General features: G+C 53.4%; 27 protein-coding genes. 13 read left to right on the forward strand and 14 right to left on the reverse strand.

Annotation, left to right across the window (positions count from 1 at the left end):
- Positions 1–103: 103 nt before the first annotated feature.
- Complete coding sequence (locus OGV98_RS00675; RefSeq protein WP_196615046.1) at positions 104–1,117, reverse strand: LacI family DNA-binding transcriptional regulator; 1,014 nt, start codon at positions 1,115–1,117, stop codon at positions 104–106.
- 264 nt (positions 1,118–1,381) lie between these two features.
- Here OGV98_RS00675 and ascF point away from each other — a divergent pair, with 264 nt between their 5' ends.
- The 3 genes from ascF to OGV98_RS00690 all read left to right on the forward strand — a co-directional run bounded on the left by ascF (position 1,382) and on the right by OGV98_RS00690 (position 4,695).
- Entirely contained in the window at positions 1,382–2,836 is a 1,455-nt protein-coding gene (gene ascF / locus OGV98_RS00680; protein WP_003037374.1) for a PTS cellobiose/arbutin/salicin transporter subunit IIBC, read from the forward strand.
- Positions 2,837–2,858: 22 nt separating this feature from the next.
- Positions 2,859–4,283 (forward strand): 6-phospho-beta-glucosidase, encoded by a 1,425-nt coding sequence (locus tag OGV98_RS00685; protein WP_057102038.1) that lies wholly within the window; start codon positions 2,859–2,861, stop codon positions 4,281–4,283.
- Positions 4,284–4,455: 172 nt separating this feature from the next.
- Complete coding sequence (locus OGV98_RS00690) at positions 4,456–4,695, forward strand: SymE family type I addiction module toxin (RefSeq protein WP_003037379.1); 240 nt, start codon at positions 4,456–4,458, stop codon at positions 4,693–4,695.
- A gap of 56 nt (positions 4,696–4,751) precedes the next feature.
- Here the strand turns inward: OGV98_RS00690 and hycI are convergent, their stop codons facing one another.
- The 9 genes from hycI to hycA form a co-directional block, all read right to left on the reverse strand.
- A complete protein-coding gene (gene hycI, locus OGV98_RS00695) occupies positions 4,752–5,222 on the reverse strand; it encodes a hydrogenase maturation peptidase HycI (protein ID WP_003037382.1) in 471 nt (156 codons plus the stop codon).
- The gene (locus OGV98_RS00700) at positions 5,215–5,625 is read right to left on the reverse strand and encodes a formate hydrogenlyase maturation HycH family protein (RefSeq protein WP_003037385.1); all 411 of its coding nucleotides are present in this window, start codon (positions 5,623–5,625) and stop codon (positions 5,215–5,217) included. Before OGV98_RS00700 ends, hycI begins: the two co-directional genes overlap by 8 nt.
- A complete protein-coding gene (gene hycG / locus OGV98_RS00705; protein WP_003037388.1) occupies positions 5,622–6,389 on the reverse strand; it encodes a formate hydrogenlyase subunit HycG in 768 nt (255 codons plus the stop codon). The genes OGV98_RS00700 and hycG overlap by 4 nt, the downstream gene beginning before the upstream one ends.
- On the reverse strand, positions 6,389–6,931 hold the full coding sequence (gene hycF / locus OGV98_RS00710; RefSeq protein WP_003846595.1) for a formate hydrogenlyase subunit HycF: 543 nt from the start codon (positions 6,929–6,931) through the stop codon (positions 6,389–6,391). The genes hycG and hycF overlap by 1 nt, the downstream gene beginning before the upstream one ends.
- Before the next feature lie 9 nt (positions 6,932–6,940).
- Positions 6,941–8,650, reverse strand: a complete 1,710-nt coding sequence (gene hycE / locus OGV98_RS00715) for a formate hydrogenlyase subunit HycE (RefSeq protein WP_003037393.1) — start codon at positions 8,648–8,650, stop codon at positions 6,941–6,943.
- Between the two features lie 17 nt (positions 8,651–8,667).
- Complete coding sequence (locus OGV98_RS00720) at positions 8,668–9,591, reverse strand: respiratory chain complex I subunit 1 family protein (protein ID WP_003825914.1); 924 nt, start codon at positions 9,589–9,591, stop codon at positions 8,668–8,670.
- A 2-nt stretch (positions 9,592–9,593) separates the two neighbouring features.
- Positions 9,594–11,420 (reverse strand): formate hydrogenlyase subunit 3, encoded by a 1,827-nt coding sequence (gene hycC, locus OGV98_RS00725; RefSeq protein WP_114675928.1) that lies wholly within the window; start codon positions 11,418–11,420, stop codon positions 9,594–9,596.
- Entirely contained in the window at positions 11,417–12,028 is a 612-nt protein-coding gene (hycB, locus tag OGV98_RS00730; RefSeq protein ID WP_003825909.1) for a formate hydrogenlyase subunit HycB, read from the reverse strand. Before hycB ends, hycC begins: the two co-directional genes overlap by 4 nt.
- Before the next feature lie 143 nt (positions 12,029–12,171).
- Positions 12,172–12,630, reverse strand: coding sequence for a formate hydrogenlyase regulator HycA (gene hycA / locus OGV98_RS00735; RefSeq protein ID WP_003846590.1), 459 nt, complete (start codon positions 12,628–12,630; stop codon positions 12,172–12,174).
- Between the two features lie 198 nt (positions 12,631–12,828).
- On the opposite strand from hycA, the gene hypA reads away from it, so the two are divergent.
- The 6 genes from hypA (at position 12,829) to flhA (ending at position 18,774) form a co-directional block, all read left to right on the forward strand.
- Complete coding sequence (gene hypA, locus OGV98_RS00740; protein WP_003037406.1) at positions 12,829–13,200, forward strand: hydrogenase maturation nickel metallochaperone HypA; 372 nt, start codon at positions 12,829–12,831, stop codon at positions 13,198–13,200.
- Positions 13,201–13,303: 103 nt separating this feature from the next.
- Positions 13,304–14,176: a hydrogenase nickel incorporation protein HypB gene (hypB, locus tag OGV98_RS00745; protein ID WP_003037409.1), complete on the forward strand. Its 873-nt coding sequence runs from the start codon at positions 13,304–13,306 to the stop codon at positions 14,174–14,176.
- Positions 14,167–14,439, forward strand: coding sequence for a hydrogenase 3 maturation protein HypC (hypC, locus tag OGV98_RS00750; protein ID WP_003037411.1), 273 nt, complete (start codon positions 14,167–14,169; stop codon positions 14,437–14,439). Before hypB ends, hypC begins: the two co-directional genes overlap by 10 nt.
- Positions 14,440–15,561 carry a hydrogenase formation protein HypD gene (gene hypD, locus OGV98_RS00755; RefSeq protein WP_003037413.1) on the forward strand — a complete coding sequence of 374 codons (1,122 nt, stop codon included), beginning with the start codon at positions 14,440–14,442 and terminating at the stop codon, positions 15,559–15,561.
- On the forward strand, positions 15,558–16,568 hold the full coding sequence (gene hypE, locus OGV98_RS00760) for a hydrogenase expression/formation protein HypE (RefSeq protein WP_044713373.1): 1,011 nt from the start codon (positions 15,558–15,560) through the stop codon (positions 16,566–16,568). The genes hypD and hypE overlap by 4 nt, the downstream gene beginning before the upstream one ends.
- Positions 16,569–16,695: 127 nt before the next feature.
- Positions 16,696–18,774 carry a formate hydrogenlyase transcriptional activator FlhA gene (flhA, locus tag OGV98_RS00765; protein ID WP_003840276.1) on the forward strand — a complete coding sequence of 693 codons (2,079 nt, stop codon included), beginning with the start codon at positions 16,696–16,698 and terminating at the stop codon, positions 18,772–18,774.
- A 102-nt stretch (positions 18,775–18,876) separates the two neighbouring features.
- Here the strand turns inward: flhA and OGV98_RS00770 are convergent, their stop codons facing one another.
- Complete coding sequence (locus OGV98_RS00770) at positions 18,877–19,221, reverse strand: nitrous oxide-stimulated promoter family protein (RefSeq protein WP_049003388.1); 345 nt, start codon at positions 19,219–19,221, stop codon at positions 18,877–18,879.
- 187 nt (positions 19,222–19,408) lie between these two features.
- Here OGV98_RS00770 and OGV98_RS00775 point away from each other — a divergent pair, with 187 nt between their 5' ends.
- Genes OGV98_RS00775 through sitD form a run of 4 tightly spaced genes read left to right on the forward strand, consistent with a single transcriptional unit; the run spans position 19,409 to position 22,843 of the window.
- Positions 19,409–20,326, forward strand: a complete 918-nt coding sequence (locus tag OGV98_RS00775) for a metal ABC transporter substrate-binding protein (protein ID WP_121540404.1) — start codon at positions 19,409–19,411, stop codon at positions 20,324–20,326.
- On the forward strand, positions 20,323–21,138 hold the full coding sequence (sitB, locus tag OGV98_RS00780) for an iron/manganese ABC transporter ATP-binding protein SitB (protein ID WP_139935741.1): 816 nt from the start codon (positions 20,323–20,325) through the stop codon (positions 21,136–21,138). The genes OGV98_RS00775 and sitB overlap by 4 nt, the downstream gene beginning before the upstream one ends.
- A 2-nt stretch (positions 21,139–21,140) precedes the next feature.
- On the forward strand, positions 21,141–21,998 hold the full coding sequence (gene sitC / locus OGV98_RS00785; protein WP_202581025.1) for an iron/manganese ABC transporter permease subunit SitC: 858 nt from the start codon (positions 21,141–21,143) through the stop codon (positions 21,996–21,998).
- Entirely contained in the window at positions 21,995–22,843 is an 849-nt protein-coding gene (gene sitD, locus OGV98_RS00790) for an iron/manganese ABC transporter permease subunit SitD (protein WP_003846568.1), read from the forward strand. The genes sitC and sitD overlap by 4 nt, the downstream gene beginning before the upstream one ends.
- A gap of 18 nt (positions 22,844–22,861) precedes the next feature.
- Here the strand turns inward: sitD and OGV98_RS00795 are convergent, their stop codons facing one another.
- The 3 genes from OGV98_RS00795 to OGV98_RS00805 form a co-directional block, all read right to left on the reverse strand.
- On the reverse strand, positions 22,862–23,350 hold the full coding sequence (locus OGV98_RS00795; RefSeq protein WP_225624020.1) for an EAL domain-containing protein: 489 nt from the start codon (positions 23,348–23,350) through the stop codon (positions 22,862–22,864).
- An 18-nt stretch (positions 23,351–23,368) separates the two neighbouring features.
- The gene (locus OGV98_RS00800; RefSeq protein WP_225624021.1) at positions 23,369–23,572 is read right to left on the reverse strand and encodes a hypothetical protein; all 204 of its coding nucleotides are present in this window, start codon (positions 23,570–23,572) and stop codon (positions 23,369–23,371) included.
- A gap of 125 nt (positions 23,573–23,697) precedes the next feature.
- Positions 23,698–24,300, reverse strand: a complete 603-nt coding sequence (locus tag OGV98_RS00805) for a helix-turn-helix domain-containing protein (RefSeq protein ID WP_003846564.1) — start codon at positions 24,298–24,300, stop codon at positions 23,698–23,700.
- Positions 24,301–24,533: the final 233 nt, after the last annotated feature.

Consider the following 24,533-nt stretch of genomic DNA (forward strand, 5'->3'; position numbering starts at 1 on the left):
AAATCGTGCCAGAATTTAATTTGCTGTTATTAAAGGAATTTTATTTTGAAGAACGCAAGAAGGGCGTGTCATCGTCACTAGTGACGATGACAAATGACAGCCGTCAGCGCGAAGCGGGCGGCGCAACTGAGTCGCGCTGGATGAGTTCACCGGTGAAGGTCTTTGGCGGCCTAAACGCCCCGTCACCCAACATAAAGATCAGACGCCCAATCGTTTCCTGAATCATTTCTGTTACCGGAATTTTAACGCTGGAAAGCGCCGGAATAGTGTATGCCGCGAGGGCGATATCATCAAAGCCAATCACCGACACCTGTGCGGGAACGCTCACGCCTTGCTCGTGCAACTGCTTCATCGCGCCGATCGCCATATCGTCATTACTGGCCACCAGCGCGGTAAAATTGACATTGCGCGAAAGCAAAGTATCCACACCCGCTGCGCCGCAGGCTGGCGTCCATTTCCCTTTAACAATCAGATCATTATTTAGCGCGATACCATGATGTGCCAGCGCGTCTTTATAGCCTGAAAGTCGCTCCAAGCCTGTTGGAGAATCCATCGAGCCGGTAATAAAACCAATCTCTTTATGCCCGGCGGCAATGAGCTGAGTAACGGCGTTAAAGCTGGTCTGCTTTTGATCACACCATACGCTGTGGCTACTGTTTTTCCGCAGGCGTCGATTAAGCACCATAATCGGCTGGCTGTGGGCATCGATGATATCGTCTATCTCATCCACACTGAGAAAACGCGGATAAATCATAATCGCGTCACAGCGCAGGTCGAGCAGGTACTGGATCGCCTGGCGCTCTTCCTCAGCGCTGTGCTTACCGTCAGCCAGTAACAGCTGGCGTCCTTTATCTTCCGCCATCCGCGCGGTATGAAACAGCAGCTCGCTGAAATAGACGCCGTGATAAAGGGTATTTGTTACCACCAGGCCCAGCGTCTGCGTGGTTTTCGCCGCCAGACTGCGCGCCAGCAAGTTTGGGCGGTAACCACTCTCTTCAATGGCCTGAAACACGCGGTCTTTGGTCTCCTGGCTGACGTAGCCGTTCCCGGAAAGCACCCGGGAAACTGTCGCTTTCGACACCCCGGCACGCTTCGCCACCTCCAGCATCGTGGTCATATTACTCATCCCTATTCTCTCAATGTGACGCAGTGTACTGCACCGTTTCGCCGCTGTCCTTGCTGCTAAATCGCAGACGCTGACATCTGGTGATCGTAGTCACAATTACAAAAAATGATCAAAATTAAATCTTGCTCATTACTCATATTTTAAACATGATTTTGTGGAACCGGTTTCCTATTTGCGTTTCATAACCCAGAAAAGCGACCCAACGTAAACGGATAAAACATAACGTACCCTACTGATAAAACAGGATTAAATCCGATGTCCAAGAATTATGCAGCGCTGGCGCGCTCCGTTGTGACGGCTCTGGGAGGCGTCGACAACATCACAGCAGTGACCCACTGTATGACCCGTTTGCGTTTCGTTATCAAAGATGACTCGCAGGTCGACAGCGCGACGCTGAAGACGCTTTCTGGCGTACTTGGCGTGGTGCGTAGCGATAACCAGTGCCAGGTGATCATCGGCAACACCGTTTCGCAGGCGTATCGCGAAGTGGTCAGCCTGTTGCCTGCCAATATGCAGCCTGCTGAGCCGCAAACCAAACCCCGACTGACGCTGAAGCGGATTGGCGCGGGGATCCTCGACGCGCTGATCGGCACCATGTCGCCGTTGATCCCGGCAATTATCGGCGGATCAATGCTCAAACTGCTGGCAATGATCCTCGAAATGACCGGCGTGCTGGAGAAAGGATCGTCCACGCTCACCATTCTGACCGTTATCGGTGACGGCGCATTTTTCTTCCTGCCGCTGATGGTCGCCGCGTCGGCCGCTATCAAATTCAAAACCAACATGTCGCTGGCAATCGCCATCGCGGGCGTACTGGTGCATCCCAGCTTCATCGATCTGATGGCGAAGGCTGCGCAGGGTGAGCACGTTGAGTTTGCCCTAATCCCGGTGACAGCAGTGAAATACACCTACACGGTGATCCCGGCGCTGGTGATGACCTGGTGCCTGTCATACATCGAACGTTGGGTCGATCGCATCACTCCGGCGGTAACCAAAAACTTCCTTAAACCAATGCTAATCGTGCTGATCGCCGCGCCGCTCGCCATTGTCATCATTGGCCCGATCGGTATCTGGATCGGTAGCGCAATTTCAGCGCTGGTCTATACCATTCACGGCTATCTCGGCTGGCTGTCGGTGGCCATTATGGGCGCACTGTGGCCGCTGCTGGTAATGACCGGTATGCACCGTGTCTTTACGCCAACCATTATTCAGACCATTGCCGAAACCGGAAAAGAAGGCATGGTGATGCCGTCAGAAATCGGCGCCAACTTGTCGTTAGGTGGTTCATCGCTGGCAGTAGCATGGAAAACCAAAAACCCGGAACTGCGTCAGACGGCGTTAGCGGCAGCCGCCTCCGCCATCATGGCGGGGATTTCCGAACCTGCGCTGTATGGCGTAGCGATCCGCCTGAAACGACCACTGATTGCGAGTCTTATCAGCGGTTTTATCTGCGGTGCCGTTGCAGGAATGGCCGGACTTGCAAGCCACTCCATGGCAGCTCCTGGCCTGTTCACCAGCGTCCAGTTTTTCGATCCGGCCAATCCGATGACTATCGTTTGGGTATTTGGCGTGATGGCGCTGGCGGTAGTGCTTTCCTTTGTATTAACGCTGATTCTCGGCTTTGAAGATATCCCTGTCGAAGATGCAGCCGCGCAGGCAAGAAAAAACCAGGCCGCACAACCGGGCAATATCAATGGAGCCAGCATTTGACTGGTATGAACTGAGGTTAATTATGTCTGTTTTTCCGCAAGGATTTTTATGGGGCGGCGCACTGGCCGCCAACCAGTCTGAAGGGGCATACCGGGAAGGCGGCAAAGGACTGACTACCGTCGATATGATCCCCCACGGCACACATCGGATGCCCGTCAAGCTGGGTCAGGAAAAGCGCTTTGCGCTGCGGGATAACGAATTTTATCCTAGCCATCAGGCGATCGACTTTTATCATCGCTATAAAGAAGATATCGCGCTGATGGCAGAAATGGGTTTTACGGTATTTCGTACTTCCATTGCCTGGAGCCGTCTCTACCCTAACGGCGATGAGCTGACGCCGAATAAAGAGGGCATCGCGTTTTACCAGAGCGTGTTTGCCGAGTGTAAAAAATACGGTATTGAGCCATTAGTCACGCTGTGTCACTTCGATGTGCCAATGCATCTGGTCACCGAGTACGGCTCCTGGCGTAACCGCAAAATGGTTGAGTTCTTTACCCGCTACGCCCGTACCTGCTTCGAGGCCTTTGACGGTCTGGTGAAGTACTGGCTGACGTTCAACGAAATCAACATTATGCTGCACAGCCCCTTTTCAGGCGCCGGGCTGGTATTTGAAGAAGGTGAAAATCAGGATCAGGTGAAATATCAGTCCGCTCACCACGAACTGATAGCCAGTGCCCTGGCGACTAAAATAGCCCATGAAATTAATCCGCAAAACCAGGTCGGTTGTATGCTGGCTGGCGGTAATTTTTATCCTTATTCCTGTAAACCAGAAGATGTGTGGACCGCGCTGGAAAAAGACCGCGAAAACCTGTTCTTTATTGATGTGCAGGCGCGCGGGGCCTACCCGGCTTATTCTGCCCGCGTGTTTCGCGAAAAAGGCGTGGTCATAGAAAAAGCCCCAGAAGATGACGACATCCTGAAAAACACCGTTGATTTCGTCTCGTTCAGCTATTACGCATCGCGCTGCGCCTCGGCGGAAATGAACACCGGCAATACCAGCGCCGCCAACGTGGTGAAGTCGCTGCGTAATCCGTATATTGCGGCCAGCGAATGGGGCTGGGGCATCGATCCGCTTGGTCTGCGCATCACCATGAATATGATGTATGACCGCTACCAGAAACCGCTATTTCTGGTGGAAAACGGGCTGGGAGCGAAGGATGAAATCGATGCCAATGGTGAGATCAATGACGACTATCGCATTAGCTATTTACGCGAACATATTCGCGCCATGGCAGACGCGATTGAAGATGGCGTGCCCCTGATGGGTTACACCACCTGGGGCTGTATCGATCTGGTTTCTGCCTCAACCGGTGAGATGAGCAAACGCTACGGTTTTGTGTATGTGGACCGCGATGACGCGGGCAACGGCACGCTGGAGCGCACCCGTAAGAAATCATTCTGGTGGTACAAAAAAGTAATCGCCAGCAACGGCGCCGATCTGGCATAACAGATCTGCCGGAGGGGGTTACAGTCTTCCGGCAGAATTACATATTTTCATTTCATTTATTACATTCCAGATGTGGAATCGTCCTTCCAGTTTCAGGTTTGCCCTCATCCTTTTTTACTGGCATTTTATTCAGTAGTTTTTAATCCTGGCCGTTCACCACAAGGAAGCGTGCATGTTTGATAAAAAGGGTAAATCAGCAGAGGTAATCACCAAACCGGTACGTCGCTTGAAAGTCAGCTATGTCAGAAAACGCCATGAAGATCCAAAAACGGGTTACACGCGACGAATCAGTCGGCACGCCTCGCTCACGCTGAACGGCGACTGGCTGGAACAAGCTGGATTTCCGACCGGTACGGCAGTGAATGTATCAGTGATGCAGGGGAAATTAATTATTGAGCAGGCAATTGAATGACGAGGATACACTGGGAAAACAGGCCGGATGTCGTTCACATCCGGCACTGATACAGTTTACTCTTCTGGCGCTTCCAGCTCGGAGAATCCACCGTGTCCTTCCCAACCGGCTAATCGCTGATAGACGGTATCAACAGCATCTTTGATCGGCTGTGTCATCGGGTAGTAAAAACCGACGATGTCCGGTTGAATGCCGAGGAAAATCACCTCACCAACGTCGTCTTTCAGCTGATCGACCAGGTAATTCAGCGGCATGTTATGGGTGGTCATCATGAACATCTCGGCAATGTCATCGGGATCGATAATGCGGATTTCACCTGGGTTCAGCCCCATATCGGTAGCATCAACAATCAACAAACGTTGCGGACGCAGTTCACGGATGGCGACAATATCGTTCTCCGGCGCGCTACCGCCGTCGATGACAACCCAGTTGCCTTGAGGATTTGCAGCACACATTTCAGCCAGCAGCGGGCCCGCGCCGTCATCGCCCATCATGCTGTTACCCACACATAATAAAACGTCAGTCACGGTGTCTCCTCACCATCAGATAGATGGCGCTTTCCTGGTGTATGTCGTGCAGCATGCTAAGCATCAGCTTGCTCCACTCCTGCTGCTGCGGGGTCTGTACGGCACGCGCATCATCGAACGCGCGTGCCAGCATTTGCACATGGTTGAAATCGATAACGATCTCGCCGTATTTCGGCACGCCTTCCATTTTCCGGCGGGCTTCGCTTCCCTCAGCAAGGGTAGCAATCCATGCCAGATATTCGTCCCATGGACAAGTTAACGCCGCTTCCAGGCAATCGATGATCCCAAGGTGGTGACCAATCGCCAGGCTGTAATAGACAACCTGCTGCGCCTCAGCGGGCGTCGCATCGTTCTCATCAATAAACTTACGGCTCAGTTGACTGAACACCACCGTTTCACTCATCGGATACGCGCCTCTTCGACAACATGGTTAAGATGCGTGACGATCTCGGTCAGACGCGGATCGTTTTCCGCCTCCAGCCAGCGCGCCACCTGATGCTCGCCCTGCCCTAACTGCGTCATATAGTCATCAGCAATCTGGCGGCCATAGCGGTATCCCGCCAGACGGCGAGCCTCGCGATCCACCTTCACTCGCAGCGGCTGAACCATATCCGGATGCAGAATTTCGGCGGGCTGTTCGTCCAGTTCACCCGGCGCACGCGCGTGAATTTTTTGTTCCAGCAGACCCAACGCCATGGCAAAACCATACAGCGTGGCTGCAGGCGTTGGCGGGCAGCCAGGGATATACACATCCACCGGTACGATTTTGTCCGTGCCGCCCCAGACGCAGTATAAGTCGTGGAAAATACCGCCGCTGTTACCGCAAGCACCGTAAGAGATACAAATTTTCGGGTCTGGCGCAGACTGCCAGGCGCGTAGCGCCGGAGAGCGCATGGCACGGGTTACCGCGCCGGTAAACAGCAGGATATCCGCATGGCGCGGGGACGGTACCACTTTGATACCAAAACGTTCGGCGTCAAACAGCGGAGAAAGCGTGGCGAAGATTTCGATTTCGCAACCGTTGCAGCCGCCGCAGTCCACACGGTAAACGTACGCTGAACGCTTGATGCTTTTTAGCAGCGACGCTTTCATGCTGGCAATGGATTCATCCACCGTCATCGGTACCGGAATACCGTTGGCGTCACGTGGGCCTAATAAATTGCTCATCAGCTGGCCTCTTTCATATGGCGAGTCAGTTCAATACGGTCAGACGGCACCAGGCATTTCTGGCGCTTACAGTCCGGGCAGGTCTCAAAGCTTTCACGGTGGTTTTCCGCGCGACTATCACCGTTGTGCTTAAGTAGCGCAATGGCGTAATCAATCTCTTTTTGTACCGCAAACGGACGGTTACATACGCGGCAATTACACAGCGCAAAGCGGGACTGCTGCAGGAAATCCTCTTTCTTCCACACCGCCAGCTCATACTCCTGCGACAGCTTGATCGCCGCCGTCGGGCAAACTTCTTCGCAGCGGGCGCAGAAGATGCAGCGACCGAGGTTGAATTGCCACGCCAGTTCATTGGTGACCAGATCGGTTTCGACCGTCAGCGCGTTCGACGGGCACGCATTTACACAGGCCGCGCAGCCAATACACTGCTGCGGGTTATGTTCCGGTTTGCCACGGAAGTTTTTATCGACCGCGATCGGCTCCAGCGGATACGACGACGTCGGTGCCCCAGTTTTGATGACTTTTTTGATAAAGGTAAACATGGCGATTCCTTATTTCAGCGGCGAGTTTTTACGCTCGATGCTGTAGCGCTCAAGTTCTTTGTACGGCACGACTTTGCTCTTCTTCTTACGTACATCGACCACGGTCATACGGTCAGTACAGGAGTAGCAAGGATCGAGGCTACCGATAATCAGCGGCGCATCGGAAACGGTATTACCACGCAGCATGTAGCGCAGCGTCGGCCAGTTGGCGTAGGTCGCCGCACGGCAGCGCCAGCGATACAGTTTCTGGTTGTCGCCGGTCATGCTCCAGTGAATGTCATCTCCGCGCGGCGCTTCAGCAAAGCCCAGTGCGAAACGGTGAGGAATGTAGGTAAAGCCTTCCACCATCAGCGGGCCGCCCGGCAGGTTATCCAGACCAAAGTCGATCATATTCAGTGCGGTGTAGACTTCATTAATACGAACTTTCAGACGAGAAATAACGTCGCAGCCTTGCTCGCTATGAACTTCCATCGGCAGCAGACCATAGCCGACAAACGGGTGATCGGCGCGGGTGTCACGAGCGTGGCCGCTGGCGCGAACCATCGGGCCGACGTTACTGAAGTCACGGGCAATTTCCGGATCCAGACGACCAATACCAACGGTACGCTGTTCCATATTCGGCGTACTGAGCAGCATATCGACCAGTTCCTGCACGTCACGACGCATCTGCTGCGCCAGTTGACGGGTCTGGATCATATCTTCTTTCAGCAGATCACGACGGATACCGCCGATCAGGTTCAGACCGTAAGTTTTACGAGCCCCGGTGAGGATCTCCGCCATCTTCATCGACGTTTCACGCACGCGGAAGAACTGCATAAAGCCGGAGTCAAAACCGGTGAAGTGACAGGCCAGGCCGAGGTTCAGCAGGTGCGAGTGCAGACGCTCAACTTCCAGTAGAATGGCACGGATCATCTGCGCACGTTCCGGCACCACGATGCCCATCGCATTCTCAACGGAGGTGGTATAGGCGGTGCTATGCGCAAAGCCGCAGATACCACACACGCGATCTGACAGGAACGTCACTTCGTTGTAACCCATACGGGTTTCCGCCAGTTTCTCCATGCCGCGGTGGACATAGAACAGACGGTAGTCGGCATCAATAATGTTCTCGCCGTCCACGAACAGGCGGAAGTGACCGGGTTCATCGGAGGTGACGTGCAACGGGCCAATCGGCACCACGTTATTTTTCTTGTCGCCCAGTTCGTTGATGAACTCGTAGGTTTCAGCATCGGTAGTCGGCGCCGGGCGCTGACGATAATCCATGCTGTCTTTACGCAGCGGATAGAGTTCGTCCGGCCAGTCATCGGGCAGTACCAGACGACGCTCATCCGGCAAACCTACCGGGATCAAACCGTACATATCGCGCACTTCGCGCTCGCCCCAGACCGCAGCCGGAACGCGCGGCGTGACGGACGGGAACTCCAGCTTATTGGCATCGACTTCAACGCGGACGGTTATCCAGCATTTGGTGCCCTGCTCCATCGACATCACATAATAAACAGCGTAATGGCCGCACAGCTGGCGTTCGTCGTTACCAAACAACACGGACAACCAGCCGCCCTGTTTGTAGTACAGGAACTCCACCACTTCCGGCAGGTAGTTCACCTTGACGGTGATCGTCAGCTGATCTTTGGTCTGCCAGGCTTCATCCAGCACCACGCCCGGAAAGGCCTGATGCAGCGCAGCGAGATATTGTTGACCTAATTTTTCTTCAGACATGCTCAAACTCTCTTAAATCACGCCACCAGCAAGGAGACGAACGCTAAAAACGCAAACCCAAAACCGGCCCAGGTCACGCGTGAAGTGGCGCAAAAACGCAGACGCGCCATGCTGTTTTCGAACAGGGCGATGACCAGCACGCCGAGGACCAGCTTGACGACGGCAATCACCAGCGCCAACAGCAGCCCACCCGCGGTGAAGGTTTCCATCTGTCCCCACGGCAGGAACACACCAACGAACATTTGCAGAACGACCAGTTGCTTGAGGCTAATGCCCCATTTCAGCACGGCAAAACCGCTGCCGCTGTATTCAGTCAATGGACCTTCCTGCAGCTCTTGCTCTGCTTCTGCCAGATCGAATGGCAGTTTGCCCATTTCGATAAAGGTGGCGAAAGCACAGGCGCACAGTGCCAGAATCAGCGGGATGCTGCGCGCAGCAGGCCAGTGGTAAATGGTATCGGCGATATTGCTGATATGGGTTGAACCCGCAACCTGTGCCGCTACCCATAGCCCCAGCAACAGGATAGGTTCAACCAGCACGCCGAGCATCGCTTCACGGCTGGCACCAATGGCGGTAAACGGGCTACCGGTATCCAGTCCCGCGATAGAGAAGAAAAAACGGGCAATGGCGAACAGGTAAATTAAGGTGATCAGATCGCCCAGTTGCGGCAGCGGTGAGCCAACGGTCACTACCGGTAGCGCAGTGGCGATAGTCAGCATCACGCCCACCATCACAAACGGCGTCAGGCGGAAGACCCAACTGGAATCCGCAGGCGCAATACTCTGACGGCCCAGCAGTTTGATAATGTCGCGGTATTCCTGCAAAACGCCCGGACCGCGGCGATTGTGCAAACGCGCGCGCGCCACGCGGGTAACGCCGGACAGCAGCGGCGCAACGGCAAACAGCACCAGCGCCTGAATTAACGGATATAAAACACTCATTTTCAGGCTCCTCGTGAAACCACAATCACCACCAGTACCGCCAGCTCAATCAGCGCCAGGCGACGGAACAGCACCGGCGCAGCCGCATTCTGCCAGCCCGGAACCAGTGATACCGGATTCAACCACTTACGCAGTTTGAGTACCGGGGCAAAGGCTTCTTTCACCGGCATGGCAAAACCGTGCGCGGTAATGACCATTGACTGCTCGTGATCGTAACCACACACCCATGCCGCACCGCGTGAACGCGACGGCAGACGGTTGCCTTTGAAAATTGCCATGATGATGAACGGCAGCAGCGGACATGCGATCAGCAGCAGCGTGATCATTGGCTGAGAAACGGTGGTGTTCGCAGTTTCCAGCGGCAGCGGAACGGCAGAGGAGATCATCGGCAGCAGCCACGGCGCAGCCACGCCGCCAATCACACAGCAGATAGCCAGCGCAACGACGCTCACGCCCATCAGGACTGGTGCGCAGCAGGCGTTTTCAGCTTCCTTCGTGCGCGGTGCACCAAGGAACGTTACGCCATAGACTTTCGCCATACACATCACCGCCAGCGCGCCGGTAATTGCCAGCCCAACCGCCAGCAACGGCCCTAACAGACGACCGACAAACGCCCCGCTGTTACCCAGCTTGAAGAAGGATTGATAGATAACCCACTCACCGGCAAAACCGTTCAGCGGCGGCAGCGCGGCCATCGCCATCAGGCCAACCAACATCGCCAGAGAGATAACCGGCATGCGTTTGCCGATACCGCCCAGTTTTTCGATATCACGATGACCGGTACGGAACCAGATGCTGCCTGCGCCCAGGAACAGAACGCTTTTGAACAGACTGTGGTTTACCAAGTGGTACAGACCGCCGGTCAAACCCAGCGCAATCAGCGCCGGTTGATTCAGGGAAATCCCGGTCACTCCAGCGCCCAGCCCCAGCAGAATAATGCCGATGTTTTCCAGCGTGTGGTACGCCAGCAGGCGCTGGATATTGTGTTCCATCAGCGCATACAGACCGCCAACAAATGCGGTGATCATGCCCAACACCAGCAGCGTAATTCCCCACCACAGCGGCGCGTTACCGCCCAGCAGCGACAGCGACAGAATACCCAGCAGCCCCACCTTCATGACCACGGTAGAGAACAGCGCCGCAGCCGGCGCGCTGGCATTGGCGTGTGCCTGTGGCACCCAACCATGCAGAGGAATAATCCCGGCCAGCAGGCCAAAACCTGCCACGCCCAGCAGCCAGATGTCAGACCCGAGCGGCAGCTCCTGGGTGCGCAGGTCTAGCAAACGCAGCTCCAGAGTGCCGTAACGTTGCCACACAAGGTAGCAGGCAACCGCCAGCAGCAGCGTACCAATACGCCCCAACGCAAACCACAGTTTGCCTTCTTTACTGCATCCGGTGAGGAACACGGCACACAGCGCCATGATTTCCGCCATCACCACCAGCGTACCGAGGTTGCTGGCAACCACCGCACATACCGCCGCGGCCATCAGCAGATTCACCAGCAGGCCGTTAGCTTTCACCTGCGGATGACGATGCCAGTCAATGTTGTACAGGCTGACAAACAGGCCGCACAGTCCCAGCGTAATCAGCCAGATAGCATTCAGCGGAGTAATTTGCAGACTGTGCCCAATAAACGGCATCACGCCGCTCACCGCCAGCACATTAGTCAGAACGGTAAAACCAGCGGCTGCCGTACACAAGCTGCCGACCGCACCGCCAACTCCAGCAATCCAGCCGCTCAGCGATTTATGAAATGAAAACAGAAATGCCAGAACCGCAGCCGCTGTAAACCAGGCCACGCCGCTGTTAATCAGTGAAATTGCGCTCATTTTGCATCCCCACTCTGAGCCTGCTGAAACAAGGTGAGATCGCCGAAATCGGTATTGAAAGTCAGCTCACGCTTACGTTTGCTAGCGCGGGCGATATCCATGTTGCTCACCAGGTGCAGGGCTTTGGTCGGACACATGCGCACGCAGGCCGGACCTTGCTCATCAAAACTGCACAGATCGCATTTCACCGCGATGGCACGAACGCCAGGAACCCAGTCCAACAGCGAACTCACGCGAGCAGGCGCTGGCGGAGCCGGAGGCGCTTTTGGCGTATTGGCGTTTGCCGGGATATGCAGCGGACGGCTACCGGAAAACTCTATCGCGCCAAACGGACAAGCGATCCCGCACAGTTTGCAGCTTACGCACAGGCTTTCATTCAGCTGTACGGCGCCATCAACGCGGTTAATGGCATTAACCGGACACACGGTGGCGCAAGGCGCATCTTCACACTGGTGGCAAAGCTGCGGCGCGGATTCTTTTTCATTTAACATCACTTTCAGGCGCGGCATTGACTGCAGGCCATGCTGGCGATGTGTCTCTGAGCAGGCGGCTTCACAGGTGTGGCAGCCAATACAAAGAGTGGAGTCAGCAATTACAAAACGATTCACCAGGCATTCCTCAGGTGATAGTCATTTTTGACGAAAACATGTCTGCAAAATGTCATTTCGACATTTTTCGACATGCCCATTCCCTAAAACATCGTGACGCAGTATGTAAACCGAATCATGACAAAGTGGACAGCACCTGAGGCTTAAGCCGGGCTATGTCCCTCAACCAGTTGGCTTAAATTCACCGGCATATTGTTCTCAACTGCGGTGTACAGGCTGTCGTAGACGGTGGCGATTTTCTCGAGATAGTGCTCCAGCACCTGTTCGCGATCGCGGTTGCTGAAACGCTCATCGACTTTACCGTCGATGGTCAACTGTGCCTGTGCAATCAGTTGCTTATCATCACCATCTTTTGTTTCGACGTAGTACTCGATGGTGTGGCTATTGAAGCCATCCGCCAGCGTGACGTAGATAGTGAAGTGTTCAAAAAGGACAAAGCAGAGATCTTTGTCCGGCGCACAGCTCATTGCATGATGCAAACGCGCTTTCGAGAGGGTGATCCCCTGAACCAGCGAGTTGCAGTAAATACGCCACTGGTCCTGTAGGCGACGATGCCGTTCAGCGATGTAATCGGCTTTTTCGCTTATTTCCCAAATAGTCATGTCAGGTTACCCGTTTAGCAGAGATGAACAGCCTTAAGCACATTTCATGCCAAAATTAAATTACTTAATTTTCATATAGATAAAAAATCAAAGGCGGGTGACGACATGTCATTTCGTCATTGTCGTCATTGTCACGAATGAAAAAATTCAACCTGGCATGCTTATTGCTTTTGATACGGCAACTTCACAGGAGGCGGTATGCACGAAATAACCCTCTGCCAACGGGCACTGGAATTGATTGAACAACAGGCCACGCAACACGGTGCTCAGCGAGTAACTGGGGTCTGGCTCAAAATTGGCGCATTTTCTTGCGTAGAAACCAGTGCTCTCTCCTTTTGTTTTGATCTGGTATGCCGCGGGACCCTTGCAGAAGGTTGTAAACTCCACCTCGAAGAACAAGAAGCCGAATGTTGGTGCGAATCTTGTCAGCAATACGTCACGTTACTGACGCAACGCGTGCGCCGATGTCCGCAATGCAACAGCGATATGCTGAGAATTGTGGCCGATGACGGCTTACAGATTCGACGTATTGAAATAGATCAGACTCCAGCGCCAGATGGCGACGCTTAAGCGTCTTATCCAGCCTACAGAAAGAGCTCGTTTGTAGGCCGGATAAGGCAACGCAGTCATCCGGCAACAGATGTATCGCAAGTAAAAAGATCAGGAGTGAGCGATGTGTACGACATGTGGTTGCGCTGAAGGCAACCTATATATAGAGGGTGATGAGCATAATCCCCACTCGGCGTTTCGCAGCGCGCCATTTGCCCCAGCGGCTCGTCCAGCGCTGAATATTACCGGTGTGAAGACCTCAAATTTCACACCGAGCCAGACCGAAGAAGGCGATTTGCACTACGGTCACGGTGAGGCAGGAACCCACGCACCAGGTATGAGCCAACGCCGTATGCTGGAAGTGGAAATTGACGTACTGGACAAAAACAACCGCCTGGCCGAGCGCAACCGTGCCCGCTTTGCGGCCCGTCAGCATCTGGTGCTGAACCTTGTTTCAAGCCCTGGCTCCGGTAAAACCACGCTGCTGACCGAAACGCTGATGAAGCTGAAAGATAGCGTGCCGTGCGCCGTTATTGAAGGTGACCAGCAGACGGTGAACGATGCTGCCCGTATTCGCGCCACAGGCACGCCCGCCATTCAGGTCAACACCGGTAAAGGTTGCCACCTTGACGCACAAATGATTGCTGACGCCGCGCCGCGTTTGCCGCTTGACGATAACGGCATTCTGTTCATTGAGAACGTCGGCAACCTGGTCTGCCCGGCCAGCTTCGACCTCGGCGAGCGCCATAAAGTGGCCGTGCTTTCCGTCACCGAAGGTGAAGACAAACCGCTGAAATATCCACATATGTTTGCCGCCGCATCACTGATGCTGCTCAACAAAGTGGATCTGCTACCGTACCTCAATTTTGACGTTGAAAAATGCATCGCCAGCGCCCGGGAAGTGAACCCGGGAATTGAGATTATCCTGATTTCCGCCACCAGTGGTGAAGGCATGGATCAATGGCTCTCCTGGCTGGAGACGCAGCGATGTGCATAGGTGTTCCGGGTCAAATCCGCACCATTGATGGTAACCAGGCCAAAGTCGACGTTTGCGGTATTCAGCGCGACGTCGACCTGACGCTGGTCGGTAGCTGTGATGAGCATGGCCAACCGCGCCTCGGCCAGTGGGTACTGGTCCACGTCGGTTTTGCCATGAGCATCATTAATGAAGCTGAAGCGCGCGATACGCTCGACGCGCTGCAAAACATGTTTGACGTTGAGCCGGATGTCGGCGCGTTGCTGTACGGCGAGGAAAAATAAATGCGTTTTGTTGACGAATACCGCGCACCAGAGCAGGTGATGCAACTGATAGAGCACCTGTCTGAACGTGCCGCCCACCTCCCCTACACGGCTGAACGCCCACTGCGCATCATGGAAGTTTGTGGTGGTCATACCCACGCTATCTTCAAATTCGGCCTCGACCAGTTGCTACCGGAAAACGTGGAGTTTATTCATGGTCCGGGTTGCCCGGTTTGCGTTCTGCCGATGGGTAGAATCGACAGCTGTGTAGAAATCGCCAGCCATCCAGAAGTGATTTTCTGCACCTTTGGTGATGCGATGCGCGTCCCGGGTAAGCAAGGCTCCCTGCTGCAAGCCAAGGCGCGCGGTGCTGATATCCGTATCGTCTATTCACCGATGGATGCGCTGAAGCTGGCACAGGAAAACCCAACGCGTAAGGTGGTGTTCTTTGGTCTGGGTTTTGAAACCACAATGCCAACGACCGCTATCACTCTGCAACAGGCAAAGCAGCGTGACGTGCAGAACTTTTACTTTTTCTGCCAGCACATCACGCTTATCCCTACGCTGCGCAGCCTGCTGGAACAGCCGGACAACGGTATTGACGCCTTTTTAGCACCAGGCCACGTCAGCATGGTGATTGGCACAGATGCCTATAATTTCATTGCTTCAGACTTCCATCGTCCGTTAGTGGTCGCCGGTTTTGAACCGCTCGATCTCCTGCAAGGCGTGGTGATGTTAATTGAGCAGAAAATTGCCGCGCACAGCCAGGTAGAAAACCAGTACCGCCGCGTGGTACCGGATGCCGGTAACGCGTTAGCGCAACAGGCCATCGCCGAGGTGTTCTGCGTCAATGGCGACAGCGAATGGCGCGGTCTGGGCGTTATCGAATCCTCTGGCGTTCACCTGACGCCTGACTATCAGCGTTTTGATGCCGAAGCCCATTTCCAGCCAGCGCCGCAGCAGGTGTATGACGATCCGCGCGCGCGTTGTGGGGAAGTGCTGACGGGCAGATGTAAACCACATCAGTGCCCATTATTTGGCAAAACGTGTAACCCGGAGACCGCTTTTGGCGCCCTGATGGTCTCCTCAGAAGGCGCATGTGCCGCCTGGTATCAGTATCGTCAGCAGGAGTGTGAAGCATGAGCAGCGTACAACTCGCCCACGGTAGCGGCGGTCAGGCTATGCAGCAGTTGATCAACAGTCTGTTTATGGAGGCATTCGCGAATCCGTGGCTGGCGGAACAAGAAGATCAGGCACGTCTGGAACTGGCGCAACTGGTCGCTGAAGGCGATCGTCTGGCGTTTTCAACCGACAGCTATGTTATCGATCCATTGTTCTTCCCGGGCGGTAATATCGGCAAGCTGGCTATCTGTGGTACGGCTAACGACGTGGCGGTCAGCGGCGCGATCCCGCGCTATCTCTCCTGCGGTTTTATCCTCGAAGAAGGTTTACCAATGGAGACGCTGAAAACCGTCGTTAACAGCATGGCGGCAACCGCGCGCGAAGCGGGTATCGCCATCGTCACCGGTGACACCAAGGTTGTACAGCGCGGCGCGGCAGACAAGCTTTTTATCAACACCGCCGGAATGGGCGCGATCCCCGCCAACATTCACTGGGGCGCACAGACCCTGAGCGTGGGCGATGTGCTGCTGGTCAGCGGTACGCTTGGCGATCACGGCGCAACCATCCTTAACCTGCGCGAACAGTTGGGTCTGGATGGCGAACTGGTCAGCGACTGCGCGGTATTGACGCCGCTTATCCAGACACTACGTGATATTCCTGGCGTGAAGGCGCTGCGTGACGCCACCCGTGGCGGCGTGAATGCAGTAACGCATGAATTTGCCGCATCATGCGGGTTTGGTATTGAGCTGTCTGAAGCGGCCCTACCCGTGAAGCCCGCTGTGCGTGGCGTTTGCGAACTGCTGGGACTGGATGCGCTCAACTTTGCTAACGAAGGTAAGCTGGTGATTGCCGTTGAGCGTCAGGCCGCTGAAACGGCGCTTACCGCGCTGCGCGCGCATCCATTAGGACGCGATGCCGCAATGATTGGCGAAGTGGTAGAACGCAAAGGTGTGCGTCTGGCCGGACTTTACGGCGTGAAACGAACCCTCGATTTACCACACGCCGAACCTTTACCTCGTATATGCTAACTGCCCATTAGCAGCAACGTGTAGGCCGAATAAGCGAAATCGCTATCCGGCAATAATTTACGACTTATACCTATAATTCATTTACCGTTTTCGCACCGTTCTGCGGTGCTTTTCCTGGAAAAGCAATATGTCGTATACACCGATGAGTGACCTCGGACAGCAAGGCCTGTTCGATATTACTCGTACATTATTACAGCAGCCCGATCTCCCGTCTCTTAGCGAGGCGCTTTCGCAGCTGGTCAAGCGTTCAGCGCTGGCCGACTGTGCGGCTATTGTCTTATGGCAGGCACAAACGCAGCGTGCGCGTTATTTTGCGACGCGTGAAAATGGTAAACCCATCGATTATGAAGACGAAACGGTACTGGCCCATGGCCCGGTACGCCGTATTTTGTCTCGCCCCGATGCGCTGCACTGCAACTATCATGAGTTTACGGAAACCTGGCCACAGCTGGCTTCAGGTGGACTGTATTCTGAATTTGGCCACTACTGCCTGCTGCCGCTGGCGGCAGATGGGCGCATCTTTGGCGGTTGCGAGTTCATCCGTAACGAGGATCGTCCGTGGAGTGAAAAAGAATATAACCGTCTACAGACCTTCACCCAGATAGTCGGCGTCGTTGCTGAACAAATTCAAAGCAGGGTCAGCAATAACGTCGATTACGATCTGTTGTGCCGCGAGCGTGATAACTTTCGCATCCTGGTCGCCATCACCAATGCGGTACTCTCCCGCCTGGATATTGACGAACTGGTCAGCGAAGTCGCCAAAGAGATCCATCACTACTTCGACATTGATGCCATCAGCATCGTGTTACGCAGCGATCGCAAAAACAAGCTCAGCATTTATTCCACCCACTATCTGGATGAACATCATCCAGCGCACGAACAAAGTGAAGTGGATGAAGCAGGTACGCTTTCCGAACGCGTGTTCAAAAGCAAAGAGATGCTGCTGATTAATCTGAGCGAACGCGATACGCTCGCTCCTTACGAACGGATGCTGTTCGAAACCTGGGGCAACCAGCTACAAACCCTGTGTCTGTTACCGCTGATGTCCGGCAATACTATGCTCGGCGTACTCAAGCTGGCACAGTGCGAAGAGAAAGTTTTCACTACCGCTAACCTCAAGCTATTGCGCCAAATTGCCGAGCGTGTGGCAATTGCCGTGGATAACGCGCTTGCGTATCAGGAGATTCACCGCCTGAAAGAACGTCTGGTAGATGAAAACCTGGCGCTGACTGAACAACTCAACAATGTAGAGAGTGAGTTCGGCGAAATCATTGGCCGCAGCGAAGCGATGTACAGCGTACTCAAGCAGGTCGAAATGGTGGCGCAAAGCGACAGCACCGTCCTGATTCTGGGTGAGACCGGAACGGGTAAAGAGCTGATCGCACGGGCCATTCACAACCTGAGCGGACGTAACGCCCGTCGGATGGTGAAGATGAACTGCGCGGCAATGCCTGCCGGATTACTGGAAAGCGATCTGTTTGGTCATGAGCGTGGCGCGTTTACCGGTGCCAGCACGCAGCGGATTGGTCGTTTCGAACTGGCCGATAAAAGCTCGCTGTTCCTCGACGAAGTGGGCGACATGCCACTGGAGCTACAGCCTAAGCTGCTGCGCGTTTTGCAGGAGCAGGAGTTTGAACGTCTGGGCAGCAATAAACTGATCCAGACCGACGTGCGCTTGATCGCCGCCACTAACCGCGATCTGAAAAAGATGGTAGCCGATCGCGAGTTTCGTAACGATCTCTACTATCGACTGAACGTCTTCCCGATCCATCTGCCGCCGCTGCGTGAGCGCCCGGAAGATATTCCGCTGCTGGTAAAAGCCTTTACCTTTAAAATTGCTCGCCGGATGGGGCGCAATATCGACAGCATTCCCGCCGAGGCGCTGCGTACGCTGAGCAGCATGGAGTGGCCGGGCAACGTGCGCGAGCTGGAAAACGTGGTAGAACGTGCGGTTCTGCTTACCCGAGGCAACGTACTGCAACTGTCCCTGCCGGATATTGCCCCTTTGATGCCGTCTACGCCTCCGGTGGCAACCGAAGTCGCACAGGACGGCGAAGATGAATACCAGTTGATCATGCGCGTTCTGAAAGAGACCAACGGCGTGGTTGCCGGACCTAAAGGCGCGGCACAACGGCTGGGGCTGAAACGCACCACGTTACTCTCGCGTATGAAACGCCTAGGCATTGATAAGGATGCGCTGGTTTAACGGTTCGCCCGATGGCGCTTTGCTTATCGGGTCTATCCACTGGTGCGTTTGTATTTGTAGGCCGGATAAGGCGCAGCCGCCATCCGGCATAGAATTGTTACATTACTTCTTGCGCTGATATTTCTCTGGCAATTCCGGGACAGGGCGTTTGTCATCAATCAGATGACGCACGGTCAGAATCGGATGACGCCAGAGCATTCTTGGCCCAGCCCAACGCATAATTTGCTTCATCTCTTCGCGTTTAGCAGGTTGATAGCAGTGCACCGGACACTGCTTGCAGGCCGGTTTTTCCTCGCCAAACACGCACTTATCCAGGCGCTTTTGCGCATAGGTAAATAACGCATCGTAATGCCCCGGCTCGTCTGAAGCCTGCGGACACTGGCGCTCGTAGAGTGAGATCATTCTCTGGATCGTCATTTTTTCACGTGCAATACGTTTGCCGGACATAATGCCTCCACAATTAAGTTGCATAAATAATACACCTTAACTAAGCACAGGACTATTGCTGGAGGTCATCCATTCCTTAGCACCCTACGCAAATAAGAATTATTTTCATTTATTTATGCCATGTGCTATATAACATAGCAAAGGCTATATTCGATGATAAATTAACCATTTTGTTGTGAGGGATACTATGCCGCATCTGCCCCATCTCAAGTCATTTCTCCTTGCCAGTGCGTTAACAGCGCTGACGCTGTCGCCCGCCTGGGCGAAAGAAAAATTTAAGGTAGTAACCACCTTTACGGTGATTGCCGATATGGCGAGCAATGTGGCGGGAGATGCAGCAGAGGTCAGTTCCATCACCAAACCTGGCGCAGAAATTCACGAATATCAACCAACCCCAGGTGATATTAAACGAGCGCAAGGCGCACAGCTTATTCTCTCCAACGGTCTTAACCTCGAACTATGGTTTGCCCGCTTCTACCAAAATTTGTCCGGCGTACCAGAAGTGATGGTCTCAAACGGCGTCCAGCCAATGGGTATCAGCGAAGGGCCGTACAACGGCAAACCGAACCCGCATGCTTGGATGTCAGCGGAGAACGCACTCATCTACGTGGATAACATTCGCGATGCGCTGATGAAATACGATCCAGACAATGCCGCCACTTACCAGAAAAATGCGGAGAATTATAAAGCGAAAATCCAGCAGACCCTGGCGCCGCTGCATGCTGAACTGGTAAAACTCCCCGCCGATAAACGCTGGCTGGTCACCAGCGAAGGCGCATTCTCCTACCTGGCACGTGATAACGGCCTGAAAGAGCTGTATCTGTGGCCGATCAATGCCGATCAGCAAGGCACGCCCAAACAGGTACGCAAAGTGATCGACGCGATCAAAGAGCATCAAATCCCAACGGTATTTAGCGAAAGTACCGTTTCCGACAAGCCTGCACGTCAAGTCGCCCGCGAGTCTGGCGCACATTATGGCGGTGTGCTGTATGTCGATTCACTCAGTGCTGCCGACGGTCCGGTACCGACGTATCTGGATTTACTGCGCGTAACGACAGAAACCATCGTCAGCGGCATCAACGACGGGTTAAGGAGCCAAAAATGAGTCAATCTGCGATTACCGTGAATCAGGTTACGGTGACGTATCGCAACGGTCATACCGCATTGCGGGATGCCACTTTTCAGGTTCCGGGCGGCTCAATTGCCGCTCTGGTCGGCGTAAACGGGTCGGGAAAATCAACGCTTTTTAAAGCGCTGATGGGTTTTGTCCGCCTGGCGCAAGGGGAAATCTCAATTCTGCAACTGCCGGTAAATAAGGCGCTCAAACAGAATCTGATCGCCTATGTCCCTCAATCAGAAGAGGTGGACTGGTCGTTTCCAGTACTGGTGGAAGATGTGGTGATGATGGGACGCTTTGGCCATATGGGCTGGCTGCGTCGACCAAAACAGATCGACCACGCCTGCGTGGATGCGGCACTGGCGCGGGTTGATATGCTGGACTATCGCCATCGTCAGATAGGTGAACTTTCTGGCGGGCAGAAAAAACGCGTCTTTCTGGCACGCGCCATTGCACAGGATGGACAGGTTATTTTACTGGATGAACCCTTCACCGGCGTGGATGTAAAAACCGAGGCCCGGATCATCGACCTGCTGCGTGAACTGCGTGATGAGGGTCGAACCATGCTGGTCTCTACCCATAATCTGGGATCCGTCACCGAGTTTTGTGATTACACGGTGATGATTAAGGGCACGGTGCTGGCAAGTGGACCCACCGATACCACCTTTACCCCCGAGAATCTCGAGCTGGCATTCAGCGGCGTACTGCGTCACGTTGCGCTGAGCGGCGGCGAACAACACGTGATTACCGACGATGAACGCCCGTTTATTTCGCGACGTGCGGCAAGCGAGGGGGAATAATCATGAACTGGCTGACAGAGCCGTTTGGTTACCAGTATATGCTCAACGCCATGTGGGTCTCAGCGATGGTCGGCGGTCTGTGCGCGTTTCTCTCCTGCTATTTGATGCTCAAAGGCTGGTCGCTGATTGGCGATGCACTATCGCACTCTATTGTTCCGGGCGTGGCAGGCGCTTATATGTTAGGGCTTCCCTTCGCACTGGGCGCATTCCTTTCCGGCGGCCTGGCGGCGGGCAGTATGCTGTTTCTTAATCAGCGTTCGCGCCTGAAGGAAGATGCGATTATCGGACTGATTTTTTCGTCTTTTTTCGGTATCGGGCTGTTTATGGTGTCGCTCAATCCGATGTCAGTGAACATTCAGACCATTATTCTCGGCAACGTGCTGGCGATTGCACCGGAAGATATTCTGCAACTGGCCATCATCGGGGTTATCTCGCTGACTATCCTGTTTTTGAAGTGGAAAGATCTGATGGTGGTCTTTTTTGATGAAAACCACGCGCGCTCTATCGGTTTAAACCCGGGTCGGTTGAAGTTGTTGTTTTTTACGCTGCTTTCCGTTTCAACGGTAGCCGCCCTGCAAACCGTCGGTGCATTTCTGGTGATTTGCCTGGTGGTTACGCCCGGAGCGACGGCCTGGCTGCTGACCGATCGTTTTCCACGCCTGCTCACCATCGCCGTAGCTATCGGCAGCCTGACCAGCTTTTTCGGCGCCTGGTTGAGCTACTGGCTGGACGGCGCAACCGGCGGAATTATCGTCGTTCTGCAAACATTGCTGTTCCTGCTGGTATTTGTCTTCGCACCAAAACATGGTCTGCTGGCGAATCGCCGCCGCGCCCGTCAGGTCAATAAGGAGCTGATATGATCTTGACAACGCTGCTGGAACCCTTTCAGTTTAGCTTTATGGTCAATGCGCTGGTTATCTCCACCATTGTCGCCGTGCCCTGCGCGCTGCTGTCGGTATTTTTAGTTCTCAAAGGCTGGGCGCTGATGGGCGATGCCATGAGCCATGCGGTTTTTCCAGGGATCGTTCTGGCTTATATCGCAGGCATCCCGCTGGCAATTGGCGCATTTGTCGCTGGATTGTTCTGCGCGATAGCAACCGGATACCTCGACGATAACAGCCGCATTAAGCGCGACACCATCATGGGCATTGTTTTCTCCGGGATGTTCGGTGCGGGACTGGTGCTGTATGTTTCCATTCAGTCGGAAGTGCATCTGGATCATATTCTGTTCGGCGATATGCTCGGTATATCACTGACCGATATCATGCAAACAATGGCGATCGCTTTGGGGATCGCGCTTATCATTGGGCTTAAGTGGAAAGATCTGCTGCTGCATGCGTTCGATCCGCATCAGGCCAAGGCCAGTGGGCTTAACACTGCACTGCTACATTACGGCCTGCTGTGCATGATCGCCCTGACGATTGTCGCCACGCTAAAATCAGTCGGGATTATTTTGTCGATCTCCTTACTGATTGCACCCGGCGCCATCGCGATCTTAATGACGCGAAAATTTTCTCACGCCTTGTGGCTGGCGGTGATTATGTCGGTCGTTACCTCGTTTATGGGCGTGTACCTGTCTTTTTTCATCGACAGTGCACCGGCCCCCACCATCGTCGTACTATTTTCACTGCTGTTTGTGATGACCTTTATTTATTCCACCCTGCGCGATCGCCGTTTAGAACGGCAACGCCTGCATGATGTATAAATAATGATTCATAATATGTCAGCTAATGATTTTGATATTAAATAGCCTCCGCAGGAGGCTAGATTGCTCTAACGTGAGCAAGGGTTTTGGCTTGCCAATATGGTATCCCTGTAACCACCCGATATTCATCTGCTCCAGGCACATCTGGATTTCAGCATTTTCAACAAATTCGGCGACAACCTGCATATCTTTCATTGCCGCAACCTGGCAGAAAGATTCGATGATATAGTGACTAATCCTACATTTTGTAATCCCACGAACGAAAGACCCATCGATCTTCAAAATATCTGCTTCAATGCTCATCAGACGTTCATAGCTTGCAAACCCAGCCCCAAAGTCATCTATCGCGATCCGGTATCCCAACTGACGTAGTGAGCGTAGCGCTTCTACCGTTTGCTCTTTATCTGACAGGGTATCAGCCTCGGTTATCTCAAAAATAATCCGTTGCGGTATCACCATATATTCCCGCAACAACTCCGCGATCTTGCAACCAAACCTGAACAGCATAACGTCACTGGCGCCAGGTTAATGGAAAAACAACTCAGCGGATGGTAGCGCATGATAAGGCTCTTCACCACGAGTACTGACGATAGGCTGGGCCAGCAGGACAAAGGTGTTGTGATCCAACGCGTGCTGCAGTGCAGCGCGAACATCCGTTGTATCGGCAGTAGGGTTGCCAAACCATCGGCTATGCTGTGACTCGGGGCTTTCCGGCCTGCCGTTGATCATTGGCGATATAACTTTTGTTATTATTGGAAGGAATATCAAATTAATAAATAAATACTAATTTATAGATAAAAATGGAAATTTCGTATAGAGTGCAGTAAACACTTCAGACGATATCAATGTTAACTTTAATAGATAAACAAAGAGAGTTTTCCTCGATTCATAATTATTTTTCCGTCATTTACTAACTCCTGCAGTACTTTATGGATAGCACTGCGTGAGATATGATTTCGAGCGAGAATAAATGTATACACGGACGTTTTCTCACGTACCCCAGGATCCATCGCCCAGATATATTTTACGTGTTCAATAATCTGCTCACGTATAGTGCGGTGCGACTGCAACGCCTCACGCTGGAAATAACGTTGAAGATGATGCGTTAAGATATCAAACGCCTGCTTCCATAAGTTTTTTGCTGTAAACAGGAGATCGGCATTTTGTACGCTCATCGCCCACATTTCACAATCAGTATCACAACGTAAATAGTGGCCGGCCACTTCCGTACGCATTTGTGGCAGGCCGAGAATGGCAGGTGCAGAAATACTCACCGTGACTAAATCGTTTTCCACACGATAAACAGAGACAGTCCCTTTCTCCAGAAACAAGATATGTCCATCGGTCTTCAAATCAATACGCTGACGTTTTTTACGTAACGACAGCCAGGCATTATCCGACTTCTTCATTTCATCGCCAACGAGCACTACAGCATTTTCAATTTCTTTCTGGAACATGGGACTCTCTACCGCAAATTATGGCTTTGTCAAAAAGATGGTTAAATTTACTCAGCACTAAAAATAAATGTCAGCTCGCAAACAAGCTGATATTTATTCCCATCTACATCTACCACCGGCATTCCCTGGTGCGTTGACGCGTTAAGGTTCATGCTGTTTTCGCGTGGTGGTGTCAGGCAGTATATGGCGCTGTCCATAAAGAATTAATGGCAATCATCTTTGTCGACATTTTT

This window comes from Citrobacter sp. Cf136 (assembly GCF_030333815.1).
Classification (GTDB): Bacteria; Pseudomonadota; Gammaproteobacteria; order Enterobacterales; family Enterobacteriaceae; genus Citrobacter; species Citrobacter freundii.